This is a genomic window from Kitasatospora sp. NPDC058492 (assembly GCF_042720685.1).
Lineage (GTDB): Bacteria > Actinomycetota > Actinomycetes > Streptomycetales > Streptomycetaceae > Kitasatospora.
Genome location: NZ_JBHXMU010000012.1, coordinates 132,842 through 152,464 on the forward strand (window position 1 = coordinate 132,842; position 19,623 = coordinate 152,464).

Here is a 19,623-nt window from a genome sequence, read left to right on the forward strand (position 1 = left end):
GGGCACCGGTCGCTACCCCCGGCTCGGGTGCCAGGGGCCTGTCGCCCGCGCGCCCGGGCCGGGGAGACTGCCGGACGTACCGCCTTCTCGGTCTGTGAGGTTGAGCGTGATCGGCGCCACCGGCACTCCCCGCCCCCTGCGGCGCTCGGCGCGAGCCGCCGTCGCGATGTTGCTGTCCCTGGCCGTGGCCGTGGTGACGCTGGGCACCGCGAACTCCGACGGCGACGGGAGAGGCGCCGCCCCGGTGGCCGCCGGGGCCGCGGAGGAGAGCGGACGGATCGTCTACGCCGGCACCGGCCACCGCAGCCTGGCGCGGCTGACCGGGCCGACGTCGAGCGCGTCGCTGTTCGGGCCCGGCCCCGTCCACTTCGACACCGAACCCTCCGCGCGCGGCGACCAGTTGGTGTTCACCAGCCTGCGGGACGGCCCGCTGCCCCAGGTCTACCTGCGCGAGGCGTCGGGCGCGGTGCGCCGGCTCACCACCGGCATGGACACCGCGGAGCCGACGCTCGCCCCGGACGGCAGGACCGTCGTGTTCGACGCGGTGGAGCCCGGCGGACGCAACGGGCAGACCCAGCGGGACCTCTGGGTGGTCAACACCGACGGCACCGGCCTGCGCAGGCTGACCGACACCGCGGACTCCGAGGCGCACCCGACGGTCTCGCCCGACGGCAAGTGGGTCGCGTACACCTGCGACGTGGACCCGGCGCACACCCAGGTCTACGTCATGCCGCTGGCCGGCGGCGCGGCGCGGCGGATCACCGCGGTGACCGCCGGCAACGCCGTCGAACCGGCGTGGAACCCGGTGGACGCCCCCGACCTCCGCGACCAGATCGTCTACACCTGGGACCAGGCCGGCCAGACCGGGCCGCAGCTGCGGGTGATCTCGCCCGAGGGCACCAACGACCGGGCGTTCTTCCCCGGCATCGGCGGCGACTGGCGGACCAGGTCCGCCGGTTGGCTGCCCGACGGCAGCGGCGTGCTCTTCCTCAGCCCCAACCGGCTCAACGCCGACCCGACGCCGTACGAGAACGTGTACCGCGCCCTGACCTGCTTCTGCGGCGGAGCCGAACTGGTGGCGAGCGAGGACCGCGCCGTCCGCACACCGGTCTGGCTCGGCCCCCAGAAGGGCGGCGGGCCCGTCGTGGACCGCAACAGCGCCGACACGCCCAACGTGGCCGACCTGTCGGACATCCGCCCCGACGGAGCGGACCCGCGCGACCTGGGCGTCAGCGTGCTCCGGGAGGACCCGGCCGCCGACACCAACACCGACCCCGCGGCCGACCCCCTGTTCAACCCCCGCCCCGGCTACGACCCGTGGTTCGAACGGCAGACCTACACGCCGGACGGCCGGCGGATCGTGCTGACCCGCTTCGAGGACTCGCCCGCCGGCCGGATCGAACGGATCTGGCAGACCGGTGTTGACGGCTCCGACCCGAAGCCGATGAACCTCGCCGGGCGCGGGCCGAAGGACTGGGACACCGACCCGGAGCTCTCGCCCGACGGCCGCCTGATGGCCTTCACCAGGACCTCGCCCGGCGGCGTCGGGACGGCCTCCGGCTCCGGACGGGTGCTGATCGCGGACGTGTCGACCGGCGCGATCGTCGGCACCGTCGAACCGACCGACAACCAGCCGGCCGCCTCCCTGGCCCAACCCTCCTGGTCCCCGGACGGCAAACTGATCGCCTACACCAGGACCGAGGTCATCAACGGCAACGGCGGCAACAAGCACGTGTGGACCGTGCCCGCCAACGCCCTCGACCGGCCCACCGACCTCAGCCGCAGGGCCTGCCCGGGCGCCTGCGACGTCATCGACGACAGCCCCGCGTTCTCGCCCGACGGCCGGCGCGTCGCCTTCAACCGCAAGACCGGCGACGGCGGGCTCAACCAGCAGAACGGAGTCCTCGTCAGCTCGGCGACCGGCGACGGCTGCACGGTGATCCTGCCCGCCGGACTGAGCCAGGACCGGAACGCCTGCCGCCGCCCGCTGCCGGACACCTCCGCCACCGGCCCGTTCCAGCCCCGCGACGTCGCCTGGACGGCGGACGGCGGGCAACTGGTGCTGACCTCCCGCCGGGCCCTGCCGGCGAACTCGCCGGAGGCGCTGCAGAGCTACGACTTCGCGACCGGTCGGCTCACCTCCGTCAACTCCAGGCTGCCGGGGCGGCAGAAGGAGCCGAGCGTCCAGCAGTCCGTCGACCTGTCGCTGAGCGCGCCGGCCGCCACCATCCCGATGCAGATCGGGGACTCCACCACCGTGGCCATCACCGTCACCAACCACGGCCCGGCGCCCTCGCCCGGCACCGCGCTCACCGCGTCCGTGCCGACGGGCGCCCGGCTCACCGGGCTCAAGGCCACGGCCGGCACCTGCGCCGCCGACGCCCTCCGGTGCGAACTCGGCACCCTGGCCCCGGGCGCGGTCGTCCAGGTGACCGCCACCGTCGTCGGCACCGTGGCCGGCGACCAGCGGTTCGGCTGGTGGGTCACCGGGGCGGTGGTCGACCCGAAGCCCGAGGACAACATCGCGCAGACGGTCGTACCCGTCCAGGCCGCGTCGCCGTCCCCGAGCCCGTCTCCGACCCCGACCCCGACCCCGACTGCCTCGCCGACCCAGACCCCGACCCAGACCCCGACCCCGACACCGCCCGTCTCCTCACCGCCGGCCCCGCCACCGCCGCCCGCCCCGGCCCCGGCCCCCGCGCCGCAGCCGGCGCCGCCCGCGCCGAAGGCCGGACCGGCCGTGACGGTCGGCGCCCAGCCGAACCCCGGATACGTCGGAGGCAAGGTCACCGTCACCTACACCGTGCGCAACGACGGCCAGGCCCTCGCCACCGGACTGCGCGTCTCGCTCGGCCTGCCCGCCGGCGTCCCCACCGGGCCGATGCCCCCCGGCTGCACCGGCGGCGTCTGCGACGTGGCCGACCTGCCCCCGGGCGGCAGCGCCGTCGTCCAGGTGGTGCTCGCCCCCGAGGCGACCCTGGACACCACCATCACCTCCGTCCTGACCACCACCGGCACGGACGCCACCCCGGGCGACCACGTCGCGCGGACCCCGCTGCGCATCCTCCAGCCCCGCATCGTCGCGGTGCCGCCGATCGGCAAGCCCGGCTTCGTGACCTCCGTCCGCGGCCTGGACTTCCCGCCCGGCACCCCGGTGACCCTCACCTGGACGCCCGGCATCACCGCCGCCGCGGCGCCCACCATCCCCAAGGCCGACGGCACCTTCGCGGGCCAGCTGCTCATCCTCGCCAAGGACGAGACCGGCCCCCGGACCATCACCGCGAGCGGCCCCGGCTTCTCCCCGGTGACCACCCCCTTCCTCGTGGTGGTCGGCAGCGTCGGCCCGCCGGGGGAGGTGCAGCGGCGGTGATCCACGAAGTCGACGAGGCGCTGCGCCTCCTGCTCGTCGAGAGCGGCCTCCAGGAACGCGGGATCGAGCTGGTCTTCGACTCGCCCACCCGGGACTGGGCCGCCCGGCGCAACGCCCCCACCGTCAGCGTCTTCCTCTACGGCATCCGCGAGGACGTGTCCCGCCGCCAGGCCGGCGCCGCCGAGCAGCACGACGCCGACGGCGTGGTCGTGGCCTGGCGCAGCGCGCCCCGCTGGTTCGAACTGGCCTACCTGGTGACGGCGTGGACCAACCGGGCCCAGGACGAGCACCGGCTGCTGTCGGAGGTGCTCCGCTGCCTGACGGCCACCGACGCGCTGCCCGCCCGCCTGCTCACCGGCACGCTCGCCGAACTCGGGCTCACCGTCGGGCTGGAGACCGCCGGGCGCGGCGAGGGCATGCCGTCGGTGTCCGACGTGTGGTCGGCCCTCGGCGGCGAGCTGAAACCCTCGATCGACCTCAGGGTGCTCGCCCCGCTGTCCGGCCAGCGTGCCCCGGTGGGGCCCCCGGTCACCGACGGGCTCGTGCTGCGCGCCGTCGACAGGAGCGGCAAGGACGGCGAGGGCGGCGGGAGCGACGAGGACGACCCGGAGGCCACAGCCGACTCGGTCGACCCGGCCGATCCGGGCCGCCGGCTGCGCTACGAGGGCGGCACGGACCCCGGCGCGGACGGCTTCGCCGCGCCCCGGGAACGCCGGCTGCCGCCCGGCCGCAGACGGCGCGGCGGTGCGCCGCGATGACCCTCGACCTGGAACCGGCGGCCACCAGCGGGCCCGCCGCCGACCTGGACGACCTGTGGGAGGGGCTGAGCCGCCTCGAACAGCGGATCCGGGCCGCCGTCCGCGAGCGCAGGGCCGACGACCCGGACCCGGACGACCCGTACCGGGGCCAGTACCTCACCCCGGAGGCGGCGGAACGGATCCTCGCGGCGCCCGCCGCGACGGGCCGGGCCGGCGCCGACCTCGGGGAACCGCCGCCGCCACCGCCCGGATCGAGGACCGAACGGCTCGTCGACGGCTTCGGACTGCTCCCGCTGGACCTCGAACTCCTGCTGGTGGCACTCGCCCCCGACCTCGACACCCGCTTCGAACGGCTCTACGGGTACCTCAACGACGACCTGACCCTGCGCCGGCCGACCATCGGGCTCGCGCTCGAACTGTGCGGGCGGTCCGGGGCGGGCGCCGGCCGGTTCCGCTTCACCGCCCAGGCCCCGCTGATCGCCGGCGGCCTGCTGGAGATCACCGAACCGGAGCGCCCGCTGCTCTCCCGGGGCCTGCGCCTGCCCGACCGGGTGACGGCCCATCTGCTCGGCTCGGACGAACCCGACGGCGCGCTGCGCGGGCTGGTCCGCGTCGGCCGGTCCGGCACCGGCACCCCGCCGCAGGCCGCGCGCCGGCTGCGCGCCACCGTGGCCAACGGCGGCGGACTGGTGCACCTGCTGGACCGGGGCGGCAACGCCGGACGGCTCGCGGTCGACGCCCTCGCGGGCCTCGGCCGCCGGGCCCTGGTCGTCGACGTCACCGCGCTCGCCGCCCGCCCCCCTGAGGCCGTGGTCCGGGCGCTCGCCCGGGAGGCGCGGCTGAGCGGCAGCGGTGTGGTGCTGGGCCCGCTGGAGCGGCTCGAACCCGAACGCCCGGAGCGGGCCGGGCTGTTGCGCGAGCTGTGCGCGGAACTCGCCGAGGTGCCGCTGCTCGTGCACGGGTCGCGCCCGTGGGATCCGACGTGGGCGCAGGAGAGCCCGGTGGTGCTCGTGGCCCCGCCGCTGGACCCGGCGCAGCGCGCCGAACGCTGGGCGCACGCGCTGGGCGGGGCTTCGCACGAGCCCGCGGGTGAGCCTTCGGGCGAACCCGGGGAAGGCGCCGCGGAAGGGCCGTACGAGGGAGTGCTGAGACCCGAGTTGGCCGAGGCCGTCGCCCCGTACCAGCTGGACGAGGACCAGGTGGCCCGGGCCGCCGGGGTCGCCACCAGGACGGCCGCCGCCGAACACCGCCCGGTGACCGCCGACGACCTGCGGGCCGCCGTACGGGCGCAGAACGGGGCGGGGCTCGCCCGCCTCGCCCGCCGGATCGAGCCCGCCGTCGGGTGGGACGACCTGGTGCTGCCCGAGCCCACCGCGCGCCAGCTGCACGAACTCGCGCTGCGCGCCAGGCACCGCGACCAGGTGCTCGGCCAGTGGCGGATGCGGCCGGGCGGAGGGCGCGGGCGCGGGGTGATCGCACTGTTCGCGGGGGAGTCCGGCACCGGCAAGACCATGTCGGCCGAGGTGGTCGCCGCCGAACTCGGCATGGAGCTGTACGTCGTGGACCTGTCCACCGTCGTGGACAAGTACATCGGCGAGACGGAGAAGAACCTGGAGCGGATCTTCACCGAGGCCTCGCACGTGAACGCCGTCCTGCTGTTCGACGAGGCCGACGCGATCTTCGGCAAGCGGTCGCAGGTCAAGGACGCCCACGACCGCCACGCCAACGTGGAGTCGGCGTACCTGTTGCAGCGGATGGAGTCCTTCGACGGGATCGCCGTGCTGACGACCAACCTGCGCGCCAACCTCGACGAGGCGTTCACCCGGCGGCTGGACGTCATCGCGGAGTTCCCGGTGCCGGACGAGGAACAGCGGCACGCCCTGTGGGAACGCTGCCTGGGCCCGCGGATCCCCCGCGGCGACGACCTCGACCTGGCGTTCTGCGCACGGCACTTCGAGCTCGCCGGCGGCTCCATCCGGGCCTGCGCGGTGACCGCGGCCTACCTGGCCGCCGAGACGGGCCGCCCGCTGGGCATGGCGGAGCTGGTGTTCGCGGTCGAGCGGGAGTACCGCAAGCTCGGTCGGCTGGTCCTGGAGAGCGAGTTCGGGCCGTGGTCGCGTGCCTCCGGGGGCACCGGGCGGGCCTGAGCGCGCGGCCGGGCGGGCGCCGGGCGGCGGTCGGCCGGCGACCGACTGACGACCGGTGAGGCCCTGCCGGGGTGCCCGCCGGGGCAGCGGCTCTGCCCCTGGTCCGGGACCTGGGGACATGTCGCGGGCGGCGGTCCGGCAGCAGACTCGGTGGCGATTGATCGGCCACCCCCGAAGGAGCGAGCATGCCGTCGTACCTCACCCCGGGCGTGTACGTGGAGGAGGTCCAGTCCGGTGCCCGGCCGATCGAGGGTGTCGGCACTGCCGTCGCCGCCCTCGTCGGCTTCGCCCAGACCGGCCCCTTCCACGAGCCCACCCTGGTGACCAACTGGGACCAGTACGTCCAGCAGTTCGGCGGCTTCTCCGAAGGCACCTACCTGCCCCACGCCGTCTACGGCTTCTTCGCCAACGGCGGCGGCGCCGTCTACGTCGTGCGGATCGGCGAGCCCGCCGGCGAGACGGCCGGCGGCTGGCCGCCGGTCGCCCGATCGGCGCCCGCGCCCACCGCCCACGCCGGCTTCCTGTTCACGGCCCTGCCCGGTGCGGGCGCCGACCTGACCGTCGAGATCGCCGACGTCGAGGGCGAGAACGTCCCCGACGACCGGTTCCGGCTGGTGGTCCGCAAGGGCACCGAGGTCGCCGAGACGTACGACGTCTCGACCCGCAAGAACACCAAGGGCTACGTCGTCACCCAGCTGCGCGAGTCCAAGCTCGTCGCGGTCAGCGAGCAGCCGGGCACCGCGCCGAGCCGCCCGGAGCGCCAGACGCTCGCCCTCGCGGCCGCCCCCGCGCCCGGGCCGGTCGCCCCCGCCGCCACGACCCGGCTCAGCCCCGCCGAGTACATCGGCGACGCCTCGGCCCGCACCGGGTTCTCCGGCCTGGAGGCGATCGACGAGATCACCATGGTCGCGGTGCCCGACCTGATGAGCGCCTACCAGCGCGGCGACATCGACGCCGAGGGCGTGCGGACCGTCCAGCTCGCGGTGATGTCGCACTGCGAGCAGATGGGCGACCGGATCGCCGTCCTGGACTCCCCGCCCGGGCTGAGCGCCCAGCAGGTGCGCAACTGGCGCAACGACGAGGCGGGCTTCGACTCCCGCTACGCGGCCCTGTACTACCCGTGGATCAAGGTGTTCGACCCGGCGACCGGCCGCAACACGATGGTCCCCCCGAGCGGGCACGCCGCCGGCGTGTGGGCGCGCAGCGACGCCGAGCGCGGCGTGCACAAGGCGCCGGCCAACGAGGTCATCCGCGGCGCGGTGGACCTGGAGATCCGCCTCAGCAAGGGCGAGCAGGACCTGCTGAACCCGATCGGCGTCAACTGCGTGCGGGCCTTCCCCGGGCGCGGCATCCGGATCTGGGGCGCCCGGACCCTCTCCTCGGACCCGGCGTGGCGCTACCTCAACGTGCGGCGGCTCTTCAACTACCTGGAGGAGTCCATCCTCCTGGGGACCCAGTGGGTGGTGTTCGAGCCCAACGACGACCGGCTGTGGTCGAGCATCCGCCGCAACATCACGGCGTTCCTGACCGAGGAGTGGCGGCGCGGCGCCCTGTTCGGTGCGACGGCCGCGGAGGCCTTCTACGTCAAGTGCGACCGTGAGAACAACCCGCAGGAGTCCATCGACCTCGGGCAGGTGGTGTGCGAGATCGGGGTCGCTCCGGTGAAGCCCGCCGAGTTCGTGGTGTTCCGGCTGTCCCAGTTCTCGGACAGCACGAGCCTCGTCAACGAGTGACCAGCAGGCCAGCACAGACCGGAAGGTGACAGGAAGTCATGGCTGAAGGCGATCCGCTCTCCACACACATATTCGGCGTCCAACTCGGCGGCTACAACGTCGAGTCGGTCAAGGAGATCAGCAACCTGACCGTCGACCAGGACGTCGTCGAGTACAAGCAGGTGACCCAGCAGGGCAAGCTGATCGTCCGCAAACAGCCCGGCGCGCGGCTCCCGGGCGAGGTGACGATCACCCGCGGGCTCGACAAGAGCGGGGCGTTCACCAAGTGGATCAACGAGACCCTCAACAACGGCGCGATCAACACCGCGCGCCAGAACCTCACCATCGAGGTCAAGGACACCACCGGCGCCACGCTCCGGCGGATCCAGCTGATGAACGCCTGGGCCAGCCGGTGGGAGGGCCCCACCCTCACCGCCGGTGAGTCCAGCGCCGCGACCGAGACGGTGACCATCGTGTTCGAGGAGATCACCGTCGAATGAGACGACGGATCAGCCTCGACGAACTCCTGGAGCAGGCTCCGGCAGCCGCCCCCGCTCCCGCCGCGGCCCCGGCCCCGCAGGCCGCCGCGCCGCAGCGGGGGCGGGGCCCCCAGGGGCACGGACTGCACACGGAGTTCGAGTTCGAGCTCCCGCGCGGATACCTGGACGACGAGGGCACCCTGCACCGGCACGGCGCCATGCGCCTGGCCACCGCGCGGGACGAGCTCATGCCCCAGATCGACCTGCGGGTCAAGGAGAACCCGGCGTACCTGAGCGTCGTGCTGCTCAGCCACGTGATCACCCGGCTCGGCACCGTCACCGACGTGCACGCCGGCGTCGTCGAGCAGATGTACGCCACCGACGTCGCGTTCCTCCAGGACTTCTACCAGCGGATCAACAGCGAGGGCCACACCCGCGCCGCGGTGACCTGCCCGCACTGCGACGGCGCCTTCGAAGTCGACCTCGCTGGTGGGCGCCTGGGGGAATGGTGACGTACGCGACCACCCGGCTGTACGAGGAGGTCGCGTACATCGCCTACCACTTCCACTGGCAGCGGGAGGACATCCTCGACCTGTCCCACCAGGAACGCCGCGCGTGGGTGCGGGAGATCGCGCGGATCAACACCCGCGTCAACGAAGGCGGGTGAGCGCGGGATGGGGATTCGGGACAGGCTCGGACGGCGGAAGGCCGGCGGTCCGGGCGAGGCGGGCGTTTCGGGTGCCCCGGGTACCTCGGGTGCTGCGGGCGGCGCGGGTGACGCGGCTCCCGCGCCCCGGGCCGACGCGCCCGCCCCGGACGGTGGTTGGCGCGCGGTCGCGCCCCTGACCCCGACCCTCGCGGGGGCGGCGGGCGGGGTCAGCGACGGCCTGCGGTTCCGGTCCCGGCTCGCCTCCTGGCAGAACCCCTCGCTGACCGGCGCACTCGGACACGCGGTCCTGCCGTCCGCCCCGGCGGGCATCCTGCGGGCGGTGGCACGGCCCCTCGGCCCGGCGGTCTCCGCCGGGGCGGACGGGCCCGTGCTGCCGTACGCCGCACCGGCGGTGGCGCCGTCGGAGGCTGCGGATCCGGCCTCGGCTGCGGCTTCGGTGGGGGACGGGCCGGGCGAGACGGGCGGGCTCGGGCAGGTGCGGCAGGTGCAGAGGTCAGGCGCCGCGGTGCGACGGCTGCCCGTACGGGCGGTGGCCGCCGAGGGCGGTGCCGTGCCGGCTGCCCCCGCGCCCGCCCCCGGCCACGGCTCAGAGGCGCCGGCTTCCGGGCCGACCAGGCCGACCAGGCCGACCAGGTCGGTCCCGTCGCGCCGCGTCGGGAAGCCCCTGACCACCGCACCCCGCCCCCGGTCGCTGCCGCCGCGTGCGGTGGCCGTGATCCCGCCCCGGCCGGTGCAGCGTTCCGCGAGCGCGACGACGGTGGAACGTGCCGCTGCCGTCGCGTCGGTGGAGCCTGTCGAGGGTGCGAATCCGGTGGAGCGGCCCGAGAGCGCGACGGAGGTGGAGAGTTCCGCCGCTGTCGCGCCGCCCGTGGTGGAGCCGGGTGCCACTGCGTGGCCGTCCGAGACCTCCGAGCCGGCCCCGGTGCGGCCGACCGATGCCCCGACCCCGAGCACCGGCAATGCCGTGCAGCGCGCCGCTAGGGGAGACAGCGCGAGGGGAGGCGCCGTACCGGGCCGGCCCGTCCTCGGTGCCCCGCTGACCTCGCTGCCCGCCAGCGCCTCGCCACGGCTCAACGCCGACGGCGCGTCAGTCATTTCCCCTGGTCAAGGCGCTGGTAGCGGCGCCGGTCACGGCCTCGGGGACGGGCCGATGCCGATCGTCTCCCCGCCCGCGCAGCCGACTGCTCCGGCGGGGAGCGGGTCGGACGGTGCGGAGCCGTTGGCACCGGGCAGCCCGGCGCGCCCGGCCCGCCTAGCCCGCCCCGAGCCCGGACGGCGCGGGGACGGCCCCGTGCAGCGCGCCGTCCAGACCGGCGGCGGTCCGACCGCCGCGCAGCGCGCCACACAGCCGCGTACCGAACAGCCGCGTACCGAACAGGCGCGCCCCGAATCGTCCAACGCCCGCACGCACGGCGGCCTGGGTGCGCCGCTGACCGCGCTGCCGCCGACGGCGGGCGCGGCACCCGGAGCACGGGCCGCCGGTACGGCCGACGGCCGGCGCGGCCCCGTCCGGCGGACCACGGCCCCGGGCCACGGCGCCCCAGCGACTGCTGACACCCCAGCGACTCCCGCCACCCCCGCCACTTCCGCACCGCCGCAGCCGGCCGGCCGAAGCGTGGCGCCCCCGAGCCCGGAAGGCGCTCCTCGCGCCACGGGCACGGCCGCCGCCGCGCCGGGCGCCACGGCAGTCCAGCGTGCGGCTGCGCCCGGCACGCGAAGCGCTGACACGAGCGGGCAGGGCGGCTCCACCGAGCCCGGCCCCGCGGCCGGGCCGCAGTCTCCCCCTGGGACGGCACCGCAGGACCCGGCCCGCCGGGCCCGGCGCAGCGGTGGTAGCAGTGGTACCGGTGGCGCCCGGGAGGTGCGGCCGACTGCTTCGCCGGGCGAGCCCGGCCCGCTGGTCGTGGCCCGCTCGCCGATCGGCGGCACCGCCGCACGTCCGGCGGCCGGGCCGGGCCACCGCACGCTCGGCCTGCTCGGCGAGCGCCGCATGGCGTCCACGCTCGCCGCACCGGCGACGGCGCCCGCACCGGTGTCCGGCCGCGTGCCCGCGCCCGCCCCACCCGTGGTCAGGGCCGCCTGGCCGCAGGAGCCGCCCGTGCGCACCGAAGTGCCGTCGGCCCCGGAACCGGCGGCACCCGCGAGCTGGCGGCACCGGGCCGCCGCCGTCCTGCGCCTGCCCCGACGGGCACAGGCGAGCCGACCCGACGCTGCGCGCCCGGCGTCCCCGGAATCCCCCTCGGACCCGGAAGGCACCGCCCCGGCGGTGCCGGGTGCGCGGGGTGCCGTGGTGGCGCGTGCGGGTGCGCGGGGATCGACGTCCGGCGGCTCTGCGGACTCTGCCGGCTCGGGCGCGGTGGGGCGTTCTGCTGCCGTGCGGCGTCCGAGCGTGCAGCGTTCGGTGGCCGGCGGCGCCGGCCCGGTGAAGGCGGACGCGCGCTCGTCGGCGTCGGCCGGCTCGGCGGCGCAGGGGCCGCGGCTGTCAGGGCGCGGTGGTGCCCCCTCGGGGCGGGCAGGTGTGCGGGGTCCGGCGACTGGTGGTTCCGGTCCGGTGGCTGCCGGCCCCGGTACTGGCCCGATGGAGGCGGATGCGCGCCGGTCGGAGCGCGGCGCTCTTCCTGCGGGGCGGGCGGGTGTGCAGCGTTCGACGACGGCCGGGGGATCTCGCCCGGAGGCGTCGGACGGGCAGCCCGTAGCGCCCGCCATCGCCCCGGCCGGGCGGGTGCGGCGCGGGGAGACTCCCGTGCCGCCGGTGGCTGTGGAGCGTGGCGGCCGTGGTCCGGCGGTGCAGCGGTCGGTCTCCGGCGGTCCGAGCTCTGTCGAGCCGGGTGTCCGGTCGGCGGAGCCGCGAGGTGCTGCGGTGCCTGTCGTGGTTCCCGCCGGTCGGGTGCGGCGCGGGGAGCGTCCAGCACCCCCGGTCGTCGTGGCCGATGCCGGCCCGGCGGCTGTGGGCGCCTCCCGTGCCGGGCGCGCTGCGAGCGTGCAGCGCTCGGTGTCTGCGGGCCCTGCCGCTGCCGCTGCTGCCGGCTCTGCCCTCGTCCCCGGTCCGGTCGAGCCGACCGTGCGACCGGCGTTCTCCGATGATGCGTCAGCACCTTCCGCGGTCCCCGCCGCTCGCGGGGGGCGTCCTGCGTCCGCGTCCGTTGCCCCCTCCGGTGGCCGTGTTCCGAGCGTGCCGTTGGTGCGACTCACCCCGCCGAGCGCCCCGCCGAGCGCCCCGGCGTCCCCGGCGGTCCCCGCGATGGTCCAGCGGCTGCCGGTCGCCGGGCCCGCCGGCCCCCCCGTCCCCGCGTCCGCGGCGCCGCCGCTGCCGGGCGGTGGCGCCTGGGCGCCGGGCGTCGCGGGGGGCGGCTTCGGCGGACCGGGGGCGGGTGGGGAGTCGGCGCTGCGCACCGGGTCGTGGTCGTGGACCGCGCCGTCCCGGGACGGCGCGGGCTCGTCCTCAGGGCCGTCCGGGCCGGCGCGGCCTTCGACGGATACCGCCCGGGTGCTGCAACGGGTGGCGGAGCAGGCGGGGTTGCACGGGGTGCCGTTGACCGCCGTACCGGCCCGCACTCCGGTGACCGTCCAGACCACCGCCTCGTCCCCGCCGCCGACCGCGGCCCCGCCCGCTCAGCCGGGCGGCGGATCGTCGACCGGGCCCACGTCGGGGGCCGACCTCGACGAACTGGCCCGGCGCCTGATCGAGCCCGTCGGACGGCTGCTGCGCGCGGAGTTGCGCAGGGGGAGGGAGCGCGCCGGGCGGCCGTACGACGGCCGTCGCTGAGCGCTCGGGGCGCGGCGGGCAGACGGGCAGTGGCAGGTGGTAGGCGGGCAGGCGGGTAGGGCGACGGAGGTAGGAATGACCGACAACATCTTCGCGACGAGCGTGTTCTTCAAGCTCACGATCGGCGGCAATGATCTGGGCGAGTTCACGACGTGCTCGGGGCTGGGCGCCGAGGTCGAGATCCACCAGTACGCCGAGGGCGGTAACAACGGCTTCTCCTGGCAGTTGCCGGGCCGGATCACCTGGTCGAACATCACGCTCACCCGCGCGGTCACCGCGGACACCGTCAAGATCGCCCGCTGGCTGGACGAGACCGTGCGGCGGGTCCAGCCCAAGAACGGTGAAATCGTGGCCCTGCGGCCAGACTTGAGCCCCATCGTCAGCTGGCAGGTGCTCGGCATCGTGCCCGTCCGCTGGCAGGGCCCGTCGTTCGACCCGGCGAACTCGCAGGCGGCGATGGAGTCCCTGGAGATCGCCCACGCCGGGCTGCGCCCGTCATCGTGACGGCGCGCCGCACCCGGCGCAGGCCACCCATCGGACGACGAACGGAAGGAGGTGCGGGATGTCAGACGTCCCCGCGAGTGTCACCCGGGCCCAACTGGCCATCATGGAGCCGCCGGCGACGGTCGGCGCCCAGCCCGGCGGGGTGATCGCGAGGCTCCCGCTTCAGTTCAACCCGTCGAGCCTGGTGCTGCGGAAGTCCTCGGAGTGGCGCCGCACCCCGTCCCGGATGGCCGCCGAGTCCGCGCTGCCCGAGTTCGTCGGCAGCGGGCCCCGCTCGCTGTCCATGGAGGTGTTCCTCGATGCGACGGCGACCCATGACGACTCCGTGGAAAAGGCGGTGGAGCAGCTGATGACGGCCTGTGTGCCGACTCCGGCCAGCCTGGCGCGCAAGAAGCCGGCGAGCCCGTGGATCCGGCTGGACTGGGGCACGTCGTCGACGACGTCGTTCAACGGCGTGCTGACCGGCCTTCAGGTCACCTACTCGCTGTTCGACGTCGACGGCAAGCCGCTGCGGGCCACCTGCTCGTTCACCATCGACGAGGCCAGTGTCGACACGCCGGGCCAGAACCCGACCTCCGGCTCGATGGAGGCGCGCAGCACCCACCGGGTGATCGCGGGCGACAGCCTGCCGCTGCTCGCCTGGCGCGAGTACGGCGACGCGACGGCCTGGCGCACCATCGCCGAGGCCAACGACATCGACGACCCGATGGTGCTCGTCCCCGGGGTGGAACTGATCGTGCCGGGGATCGACGAGCCCACCCGAGGAGGGCGGTCATGACCACTCCCGAGGCACGCGGCGGCCGCTCCTTCGCCGCGGATCCGATCGTCGAGGCGCCCGGCCCGCTGCCGCCGGTCTGGGCGGCCCAGCTGGTCTCCTGCGACATCGAGGAGAGCACGGGCCTGCCCGACACGGCCGTGCTGATGTTCCGCGACGCGGACCACACCTTTCTCTCCGCGACCGGGGTCACCATCGGCACCCGGCTGCGGGTCTCCGTGATGACGGTGCAGGGCAACGCGCAGGTGCGGCTGTTCACCGGCGAGGTGACGGCGCTGGAGCTGGACGTGGACACCACCGGCTCGTTCACCGTGGTGCGGGCGTCCGCCATCACCCACCGGCTGATGCGCGGGCGCCGGGTGAAGGCGTTCCGCAACATGTCGACGGCGGACATCGTCCGTCAGGTCGCCGCGGGCGCCGGGCTCGGCTGCGGCCGGGTCGACGCGTTCCCCGTCGTCCACGAGCAGTTGTCGCAGGCCAACGTCTCGGACTGGGAGTTCCTCCAGTACCTGGCGCAGGAGAGCGGTGCGCAGGTGCGGGCGGACGACGAGGGGCTGCTGGAGTTCGTCAAGCCCGAGCAGGCCTCCTCGGCCCCGGCCCCCTCGACGCCCGCTCCGCAGAACCCGCTGGTCCTGGAGTACGGCCGTAACCTGCTGGAGCTGCGCGGCGTGCTGACGGGCGGCGGCGGGGCGGACACCGTCGAGGTGCGCGGCTGGAACGTCCTCACCAAGAAGGCCCTGGTCGCCACGGAGCCGTCGGTGGCCAGTGAGACGGTGCGGCCCGGGATGAGCCCGTCGACGGCGGCCGCCGCCTTCGCCGGGCAGGCGCGGATGACCGTCACCGACACCCCGTACCGCACGCAGGCGGAGACGGCGGCCGCGGCCGGGTCGGTCGCCGCCTCGGTGGCCGCCGGGTTCGGCGAGCTGGAGGTGGTCGTCGAGGGCAACCCGAAGCTGCGGGCGGGCGTTCCGGTCGCCCTGGGCAACGTCGGCGCCGCCTTCTCGGGCCGCTACACGGCCACCGCGGTGCGCCACCTGCTGGAGCCCTTCCGCGGCTACCGGACGACCGTCGTGGTCAGCGCGGCGCCGGACCGCTCCCTCGCGGGGCTCGTCGCCGGGAGCGGCGCGGTGCCGCGCGGGCCCCGGATGCCCGGCCTCGCCGTCGCCGTGGTCACCGACGTCCGGGAGCCGGGGGGCGCGCAACGCGGCTGGGTGCGGCTGAAGTTCCCGTGGCTGGACGACACCTACGTCTCCGACTGGGTGCGCACCGTCCAGTGGGGCGGGCAGGGCGGCGGCGGGGTGTTCAGCCCCGAGGTGAACGACGAGGTGCTGGTCGGCTTCGAGCAGGGCAGCCTGGACAGCCCGTACGTGCTGGGCGGCCTCTACAACGGCGTCGACAAGCCCTCGCCGCACGAGGTGCCGCTGGTCGACCCGGCCGGCGGGAAGGTCAACCGCCGCTCGCTGGTCTCCCGTTCGGGCCACCGCCTGGAACTGCTGGACGTGCCGGGCGGCCAGTCCGGCGTCCGGCTGGCCAGCGGGGACCGGAAGCTGGAGGTGCGGCTGGACGAGCAGCGCGGCGAGATCGTCCTGACCGTCTTCGGCGCGGCCGGTGCGGCGGCGGCGAGTTCGGTGCGGCTGTCCTCCACCGGCATCACCATCGACGCCGGCGCCGGGGCGGTGAACCTGCGCGGGGGATCGGTGAACGTCACCGGCCGTACGGGGGTCACCGTGGACGGCGGCGCGCTGGCTGTGCTCAAGGCGGCCCTCGTGCGCATCAACTGAATCGCCGTCAGCTGAATTACCGTCAGTTCGGCCCGAACCCTCCGGCCCCTCGAACCACCCGATTGGAGAACGCAGATGCCCCCCGCAGCCCGGATGGGTGACACCACCAGCGACGGCGGTGCCATCACCACCCCGCCACCAGGCGCCCTCGCGGCGGCGACCGTGCTGATCGGCGGCCGCCCGGCCGCCGTCACCGGCAGCCTGCACGTGTGCGTGCCGCACGTGGAACTCGGGCCCGGCAACGTCGTCATGCCCAGCCCCAAGGCGGCGGCCGGGGGCCTGGTCCTGATCGGGGGGCTGCCCGCGGCGCGGATGGGCGACCAGACGGCCTGCGGCGCGAAGATCGTCACCGGCGCCCTCAACGTGCTGATCGGGGGCGTCGCGTGAGCGGCTTCATCGGGCGAGGCTGGGCCTTCCCGCTGCGGGTGAACGCCACCGGCGGCATCGGCATGGTGGACCGGGACCGGGAGATCGAGGAGGCCATCCGGCTGATCCTCGGCACCGCCCCCGGGGAGCGGCCGATGCGCCCGGAGTTCGGCTGCGGCATCCACGAGTACGTGTTCGCGCCGAGCGACGGCGGCACGGCGGGCCGGATCGCGCGCGAGGTGCGCACCGCGCTGGAACGCTGGGAGCCGCGGATCGAGGTGGACGACGTCGTGATCGCCTTCGACACCGTCGACGACGGCACGCTCTACATCGACGTCCACTACACCGTGCGGTCCACCAACGACCGCCGCAACCTGGTCTTTCCCTTCTACACCATCCCGAGCTCGCCGGACGCCCCGGACGTCCCGGGTGGCCTGGGCGCCGTGACCGGGGGAGTGAGCTGATGGCGCTGCCCTCCCCGAACCTGGACGACCGCCGGTTCCAGCAACTCGTCGACGAGGCCAAGCGGTTCGTCCAGCAGCGGGCCCCGGAGTGGACCGACCACAACGTGTCCGACCCCGGGGTCACCCTGATCGAGACCTTCGCGTACATGGTGGACCAGCTGCTCTACCGGCTGAACCGGGTGCCGGAGAAGAACTACTCGGCCTTCCTCGACCTGCTGGGCGTCCGGCTCTTCCCGCCGGCCGCGGCGACCGCGGAGGTCGACTTCTGGCTGTCGGCCCCGCAGCCCGAGACGGTGCTGCTGCGGGCGGGCACCGAGGTGTCCACGCTGCGGACCGAGACCGAGGAGGCGGTGGTGTTCTCCACCGCCGAGGACCTGCCCGTCGTCCCCAGCTCCCTCGACCGGCTGGTCACCGTCTCCGCGGCGGGGGAGCAGACCGACGCCACGGCGCGGCTGGCCGACGGCGTGGACGTGCCGTGCTTCCAGCCGCGCCCCCAGGTCGGGGACGCCATGCTGTTCGCGCTGCCCGCCGTCGTGCCGCGCTGCATCCTCGTCGTCCGGCTGGACAGCCGGGTCGAGGGCGTCGGCGTCGACCCGCGCCAGCCCCCGCTGGCGTGGGAGGTGTGGGACGGCGCGCGGTGGATCGCCTGCGAGACCGGCTCCGACACCACCGGCGGCCTCAACCGGCCCGGCGAGGTGGTGGTGTTCGTGCCCGCCGGGCAGGTCGCCTCGGTGGTCGCCGGGCGCCGGGCGGGCTGGCTGCGCTGCCGGGTGTCCGCGCCGGAGCCGGGCCAGCCGTTCTACGCGGAGTCCCCGACGATCCGCCGCGCGGAGGTGTTCACGGTCGGCGGCACCGCGACCGTCGTGCACGCCCAGACCGTGACCGACGCGCCGCTCGGCGTCTCGGAGGGCGTCGCGGGCCAGCGCTTCCGGCTCGCCAGGCCGCCCGTCCTGCTCGACGGCGGGCCCCCGGTGGTCGAGGTCGCGTCCGGCGACGGCTGGGAGCGGTGGACGGCCGTCGAACACTTCGGCGACTCGGCGCCGACCGACCGGCACGTGGTGATCGACGCGACCACGGGCGAGTTCGCGTTCCCGCCCGCCGTCCGGGAACCCGACGGCGGCCTGCACGCCTTCGGCGCGGTGCCGCCCAAGGGCGCGCACCTGCGGGTACCGCACTACCGCACGGGCGGCGGCACCGCCGGGAACGTCGCCCGGGCGACGATCACGGTGCTGCGCAGCTCCGTCCCGTACGTGGCCAGGGTCGACAACCGCGAGGCGGCCAGGGGCGGGGTCGACGGCGAGACGGTGGAGAACGCCAAGGTGCGCGCCCCCCACCTGCTGCGGCTCCAGGAACGGGCCGTCACCGCCGGGGACTTCGAGCTGATCGCCCGGCAGGCCGCCCCCTCGGCGGCCCGGGTGCGCTGCGCGCCGGCCGTCGCCGGGGAGGCGGGCGCGGTGCGGGTGCTGGTGGTCCCCGACGCGGTCGCGGACGAGGGCGACCGCCTGCGGTTCGAGCAGCTGATCCCCGGCGAGCAGGTGCTGTCGGCCATCGCGTCGGCCCTGGACGAGCGGCGGCTCGTCGGCACCCGGCTCGTCGTCCAACCGCCCGACTACCAGGGGGTGACGGTGGTCGCCCGGCTCGCGACCCGCTCCCCGGACGGCGACCGGGTCCGGGAGGCGGCGCTCGCGGCCCTGTTCCGGCACCTCAACCCGCTGCGCGGCGGCGCCGACGGAAGTGGCTGGCCGTTCGGCCGGGCCGTGCAGTACGGGGAGGTGTTCGCGGTGCTCCAGCAGGTGGCCGGGGTCACGGCGGTCGAGGAACTGCGGCTCTTCCCGGCGGATCCGATCACCGGGCGCCGGGGCGCGCCAGCCGAACGGGTCGACGTCGCCCCGGACGCGCTGGTCTTCTCGCACCAGCACCAGGTCGTGGTCGCCGCGCTCCCGGCGGACGGTCAGCGATGAGCAGAGCGGCCGTCCCCGGGCTGCCCAGCCCGCATCCGATCGGTGAACTCCTGCCCGCGCTCTACGCCGAGGACGACTTCGCCCAGCGGTTCACCGCAGGCCTGGACACCGTCCTCGCCCCGGTCTTCGCCACCCTGGACAACCTGCCCGCCTACTTCCAACCGCGCCTGGCCCCGGCCGACTTCGTCGAGTGGCTGGCGGACTGGGTCGCCGTCGAGACCGACCCGGCCTGGCCGGAGGAGGTCCGCCGGGCCGTGGTCGGCCGCGCGGTCGAACTGCACCGGTGGCGGGGCACCCGGCGCGGGCTCCGGGAACGGCTGCGGCTGATCCTCGGCGTCGGCGCGCAGATCGTGGACGGCGGCGGCGTGGCCTGGTCCACCACCGCGGGCGCGGAGTTGCCGCCCCCGCCCTCCGGGGAACTGCTGGTACGGGTCTGGCCCGAGCGCACCCCGGCGGTGGACGAGGAGCAGGTGCTGGCTGTCGTCCGGGCGTCCTGCCCGGTCCACCTGACCTGCCGGGTGGAGGTCCTGTCCGGGCCGCCTGGTCCGTCCGGTCCACCTGGTTCACCTGGTTCATCCGGTCCACTCGGTCCACTCGGTGCGGAAGAGAGCTGAGCAATGCGTACGTGTCCCGAGTGCGGAGTGGCCAACGAGGACGGGGACGACTTCTGCGGTAACTGCGGTGCCTACCTCGGCTGGTCGGGGGCGGCTGCCGCCACCTCCGCGGCTCCCGGCTCTGCCGCCACGCCGCCTGCTGCCGCCGCTCCGCCCGCCGCCGCCCCGCCTGCTGCCGCTGCTGCGCCCGCTGCTCCGCCCGCCGGCGCGGCCCGCGAGGAACCGCCCGTGCGGCCGTCCGCGGCGCCCGCCGAAC

General features: G+C 75.5%; 16 protein-coding genes. All 16 read left to right on the top strand.

Annotation, left to right across the window (positions count from 1 at the left end):
• The first annotated feature begins 166 nt into the window (after positions 1–166).
• Positions 167–3,370, top strand: a complete 3,204-nt coding sequence (locus tag ACFWPI_RS11365; RefSeq protein ID WP_380371175.1) for a hypothetical protein — start codon at positions 167–169, stop codon at positions 3,368–3,370.
• Entirely contained in the window at positions 3,367–4,128 is a 762-nt protein-coding gene (locus ACFWPI_RS11370) for a DUF4255 domain-containing protein (RefSeq protein ID WP_380371040.1), read from the top strand. Before ACFWPI_RS11365 ends, ACFWPI_RS11370 begins: the two co-directional genes overlap by 4 nt.
• The gene (locus tag ACFWPI_RS11375; RefSeq protein ID WP_380371038.1) at positions 4,125–6,275 is read left to right on the top strand and encodes an AAA family ATPase; all 2,151 of its coding nucleotides are present in this window, start codon (positions 4,125–4,127) and stop codon (positions 6,273–6,275) included. The genes ACFWPI_RS11370 and ACFWPI_RS11375 overlap by 4 nt, the downstream gene beginning before the upstream one ends.
• A 185-nt stretch (positions 6,276–6,460) precedes the next feature.
• Positions 6,461–8,008, top strand: a complete 1,548-nt coding sequence (locus ACFWPI_RS11380) for a phage tail sheath family protein (RefSeq protein WP_380371035.1) — start codon at positions 6,461–6,463, stop codon at positions 8,006–8,008.
• Positions 8,009–8,046: 38 nt separating this feature from the next.
• Positions 8,047–8,487, top strand: a complete 441-nt coding sequence (locus tag ACFWPI_RS11385; RefSeq protein WP_063346012.1) for a phage tail protein — start codon at positions 8,047–8,049, stop codon at positions 8,485–8,487.
• The gene (locus ACFWPI_RS11390) at positions 8,484–8,978 is read left to right on the top strand and encodes a hypothetical protein (RefSeq protein ID WP_063346011.1); all 495 of its coding nucleotides are present in this window, start codon (positions 8,484–8,486) and stop codon (positions 8,976–8,978) included. Before ACFWPI_RS11385 ends, ACFWPI_RS11390 begins: the two co-directional genes overlap by 4 nt.
• Positions 8,975–9,133: a DUF6760 family protein gene (locus ACFWPI_RS11395; RefSeq protein ID WP_347878560.1), complete on the top strand. Its 159-nt coding sequence runs from the start codon at positions 8,975–8,977 to the stop codon at positions 9,131–9,133. Before ACFWPI_RS11390 ends, ACFWPI_RS11395 begins: the two co-directional genes overlap by 4 nt.
• A 3,184-nt stretch (positions 9,134–12,317) precedes the next feature.
• Positions 12,318–12,902: a hypothetical protein gene (locus ACFWPI_RS11400; RefSeq protein ID WP_380371030.1), complete on the top strand. Its 585-nt coding sequence runs from the start codon at positions 12,318–12,320 to the stop codon at positions 12,900–12,902.
• Between the two features lie 75 nt (positions 12,903–12,977).
• On the top strand, positions 12,978–13,406 hold the full coding sequence (locus ACFWPI_RS11405) for a phage tail protein (protein ID WP_063346010.1): 429 nt from the start codon (positions 12,978–12,980) through the stop codon (positions 13,404–13,406).
• A gap of 58 nt (positions 13,407–13,464) precedes the next feature.
• Positions 13,465–14,184, top strand: coding sequence for a LysM peptidoglycan-binding domain-containing protein (locus tag ACFWPI_RS11410; RefSeq protein ID WP_063346009.1), 720 nt, complete (start codon positions 13,465–13,467; stop codon positions 14,182–14,184).
• A complete protein-coding gene (locus tag ACFWPI_RS11415; protein WP_380371025.1) occupies positions 14,181–15,962 on the top strand; it encodes a VgrG-related protein in 1,782 nt (593 codons plus the stop codon). Before ACFWPI_RS11410 ends, ACFWPI_RS11415 begins: the two co-directional genes overlap by 4 nt.
• A gap of 75 nt (positions 15,963–16,037) precedes the next feature.
• Complete coding sequence (locus ACFWPI_RS11420; RefSeq protein ID WP_063346007.1) at positions 16,038–16,349, top strand: PAAR domain-containing protein; 312 nt, start codon at positions 16,038–16,040, stop codon at positions 16,347–16,349.
• The gene (locus tag ACFWPI_RS11425) at positions 16,346–16,792 is read left to right on the top strand and encodes a GPW/gp25 family protein (RefSeq protein ID WP_380371022.1); all 447 of its coding nucleotides are present in this window, start codon (positions 16,346–16,348) and stop codon (positions 16,790–16,792) included. The genes ACFWPI_RS11420 and ACFWPI_RS11425 overlap by 4 nt, the downstream gene beginning before the upstream one ends.
• On the top strand, positions 16,792–18,753 hold the full coding sequence (locus ACFWPI_RS11430; protein WP_380371019.1) for a putative baseplate assembly protein: 1,962 nt from the start codon (positions 16,792–16,794) through the stop codon (positions 18,751–18,753). The genes ACFWPI_RS11425 and ACFWPI_RS11430 overlap by 1 nt, the downstream gene beginning before the upstream one ends.
• Positions 18,750–19,367, top strand: a complete 618-nt coding sequence (locus tag ACFWPI_RS11435) for a phage tail protein (protein ID WP_380371016.1) — start codon at positions 18,750–18,752, stop codon at positions 19,365–19,367. The genes ACFWPI_RS11430 and ACFWPI_RS11435 overlap by 4 nt, the downstream gene beginning before the upstream one ends.
• 3 nt (positions 19,368–19,370) lie before the next feature.
• Positions 19,371–19,623: zinc-ribbon domain-containing protein (locus ACFWPI_RS11440; protein ID WP_380424744.1), on the top strand; the 253-nt coding region annotated here is incomplete at its 3' end.

Bases quoted from the DNA above. Each gene is read 5' to 3' on its own strand.
- ACFWPI_RS11365 (WP_380371175.1), top strand. From the start codon at position 167: ATGTTGCTGTCCCTGGCCGTGGCCGTGGTGACGCTGGGCACCGCGAAC.
- ACFWPI_RS11375 (WP_380371038.1), top strand. From the start codon at position 4,125: ATGACCCTCGACCTGGAACCGGCGGCCACCAGCGGGCCCGCCGCCGAC.
- ACFWPI_RS11380 (WP_380371035.1), top strand. From the start codon at position 6,461: ATGCCGTCGTACCTCACCCCGGGCGTGTACGTGGAGGAGGTCCAGTCC.
- ACFWPI_RS11385 (WP_063346012.1), top strand. From the start codon at position 8,047: ATGGCTGAAGGCGATCCGCTCTCCACACACATATTCGGCGTCCAACTC.
- ACFWPI_RS11390 (WP_063346011.1), top strand. From the start codon at position 8,484: ATGAGACGACGGATCAGCCTCGACGAACTCCTGGAGCAGGCTCCGGCA.
- ACFWPI_RS11405 (WP_063346010.1), top strand. From the start codon at position 12,978: ATGACCGACAACATCTTCGCGACGAGCGTGTTCTTCAAGCTCACGATC.
- ACFWPI_RS11410 (WP_063346009.1), top strand. From the start codon at position 13,465: ATGTCAGACGTCCCCGCGAGTGTCACCCGGGCCCAACTGGCCATCATG.
- ACFWPI_RS11415 (WP_380371025.1), top strand. From the start codon at position 14,181: ATGACCACTCCCGAGGCACGCGGCGGCCGCTCCTTCGCCGCGGATCCG.
- ACFWPI_RS11420 (WP_063346007.1), top strand. From the start codon at position 16,038: ATGCCCCCCGCAGCCCGGATGGGTGACACCACCAGCGACGGCGGTGCC.
- ACFWPI_RS11430 (WP_380371019.1), top strand. From the start codon at position 16,792: ATGGCGCTGCCCTCCCCGAACCTGGACGACCGCCGGTTCCAGCAACTC.
- ACFWPI_RS11435 (WP_380371016.1), top strand. From the start codon at position 18,750: ATGAGCAGAGCGGCCGTCCCCGGGCTGCCCAGCCCGCATCCGATCGGT.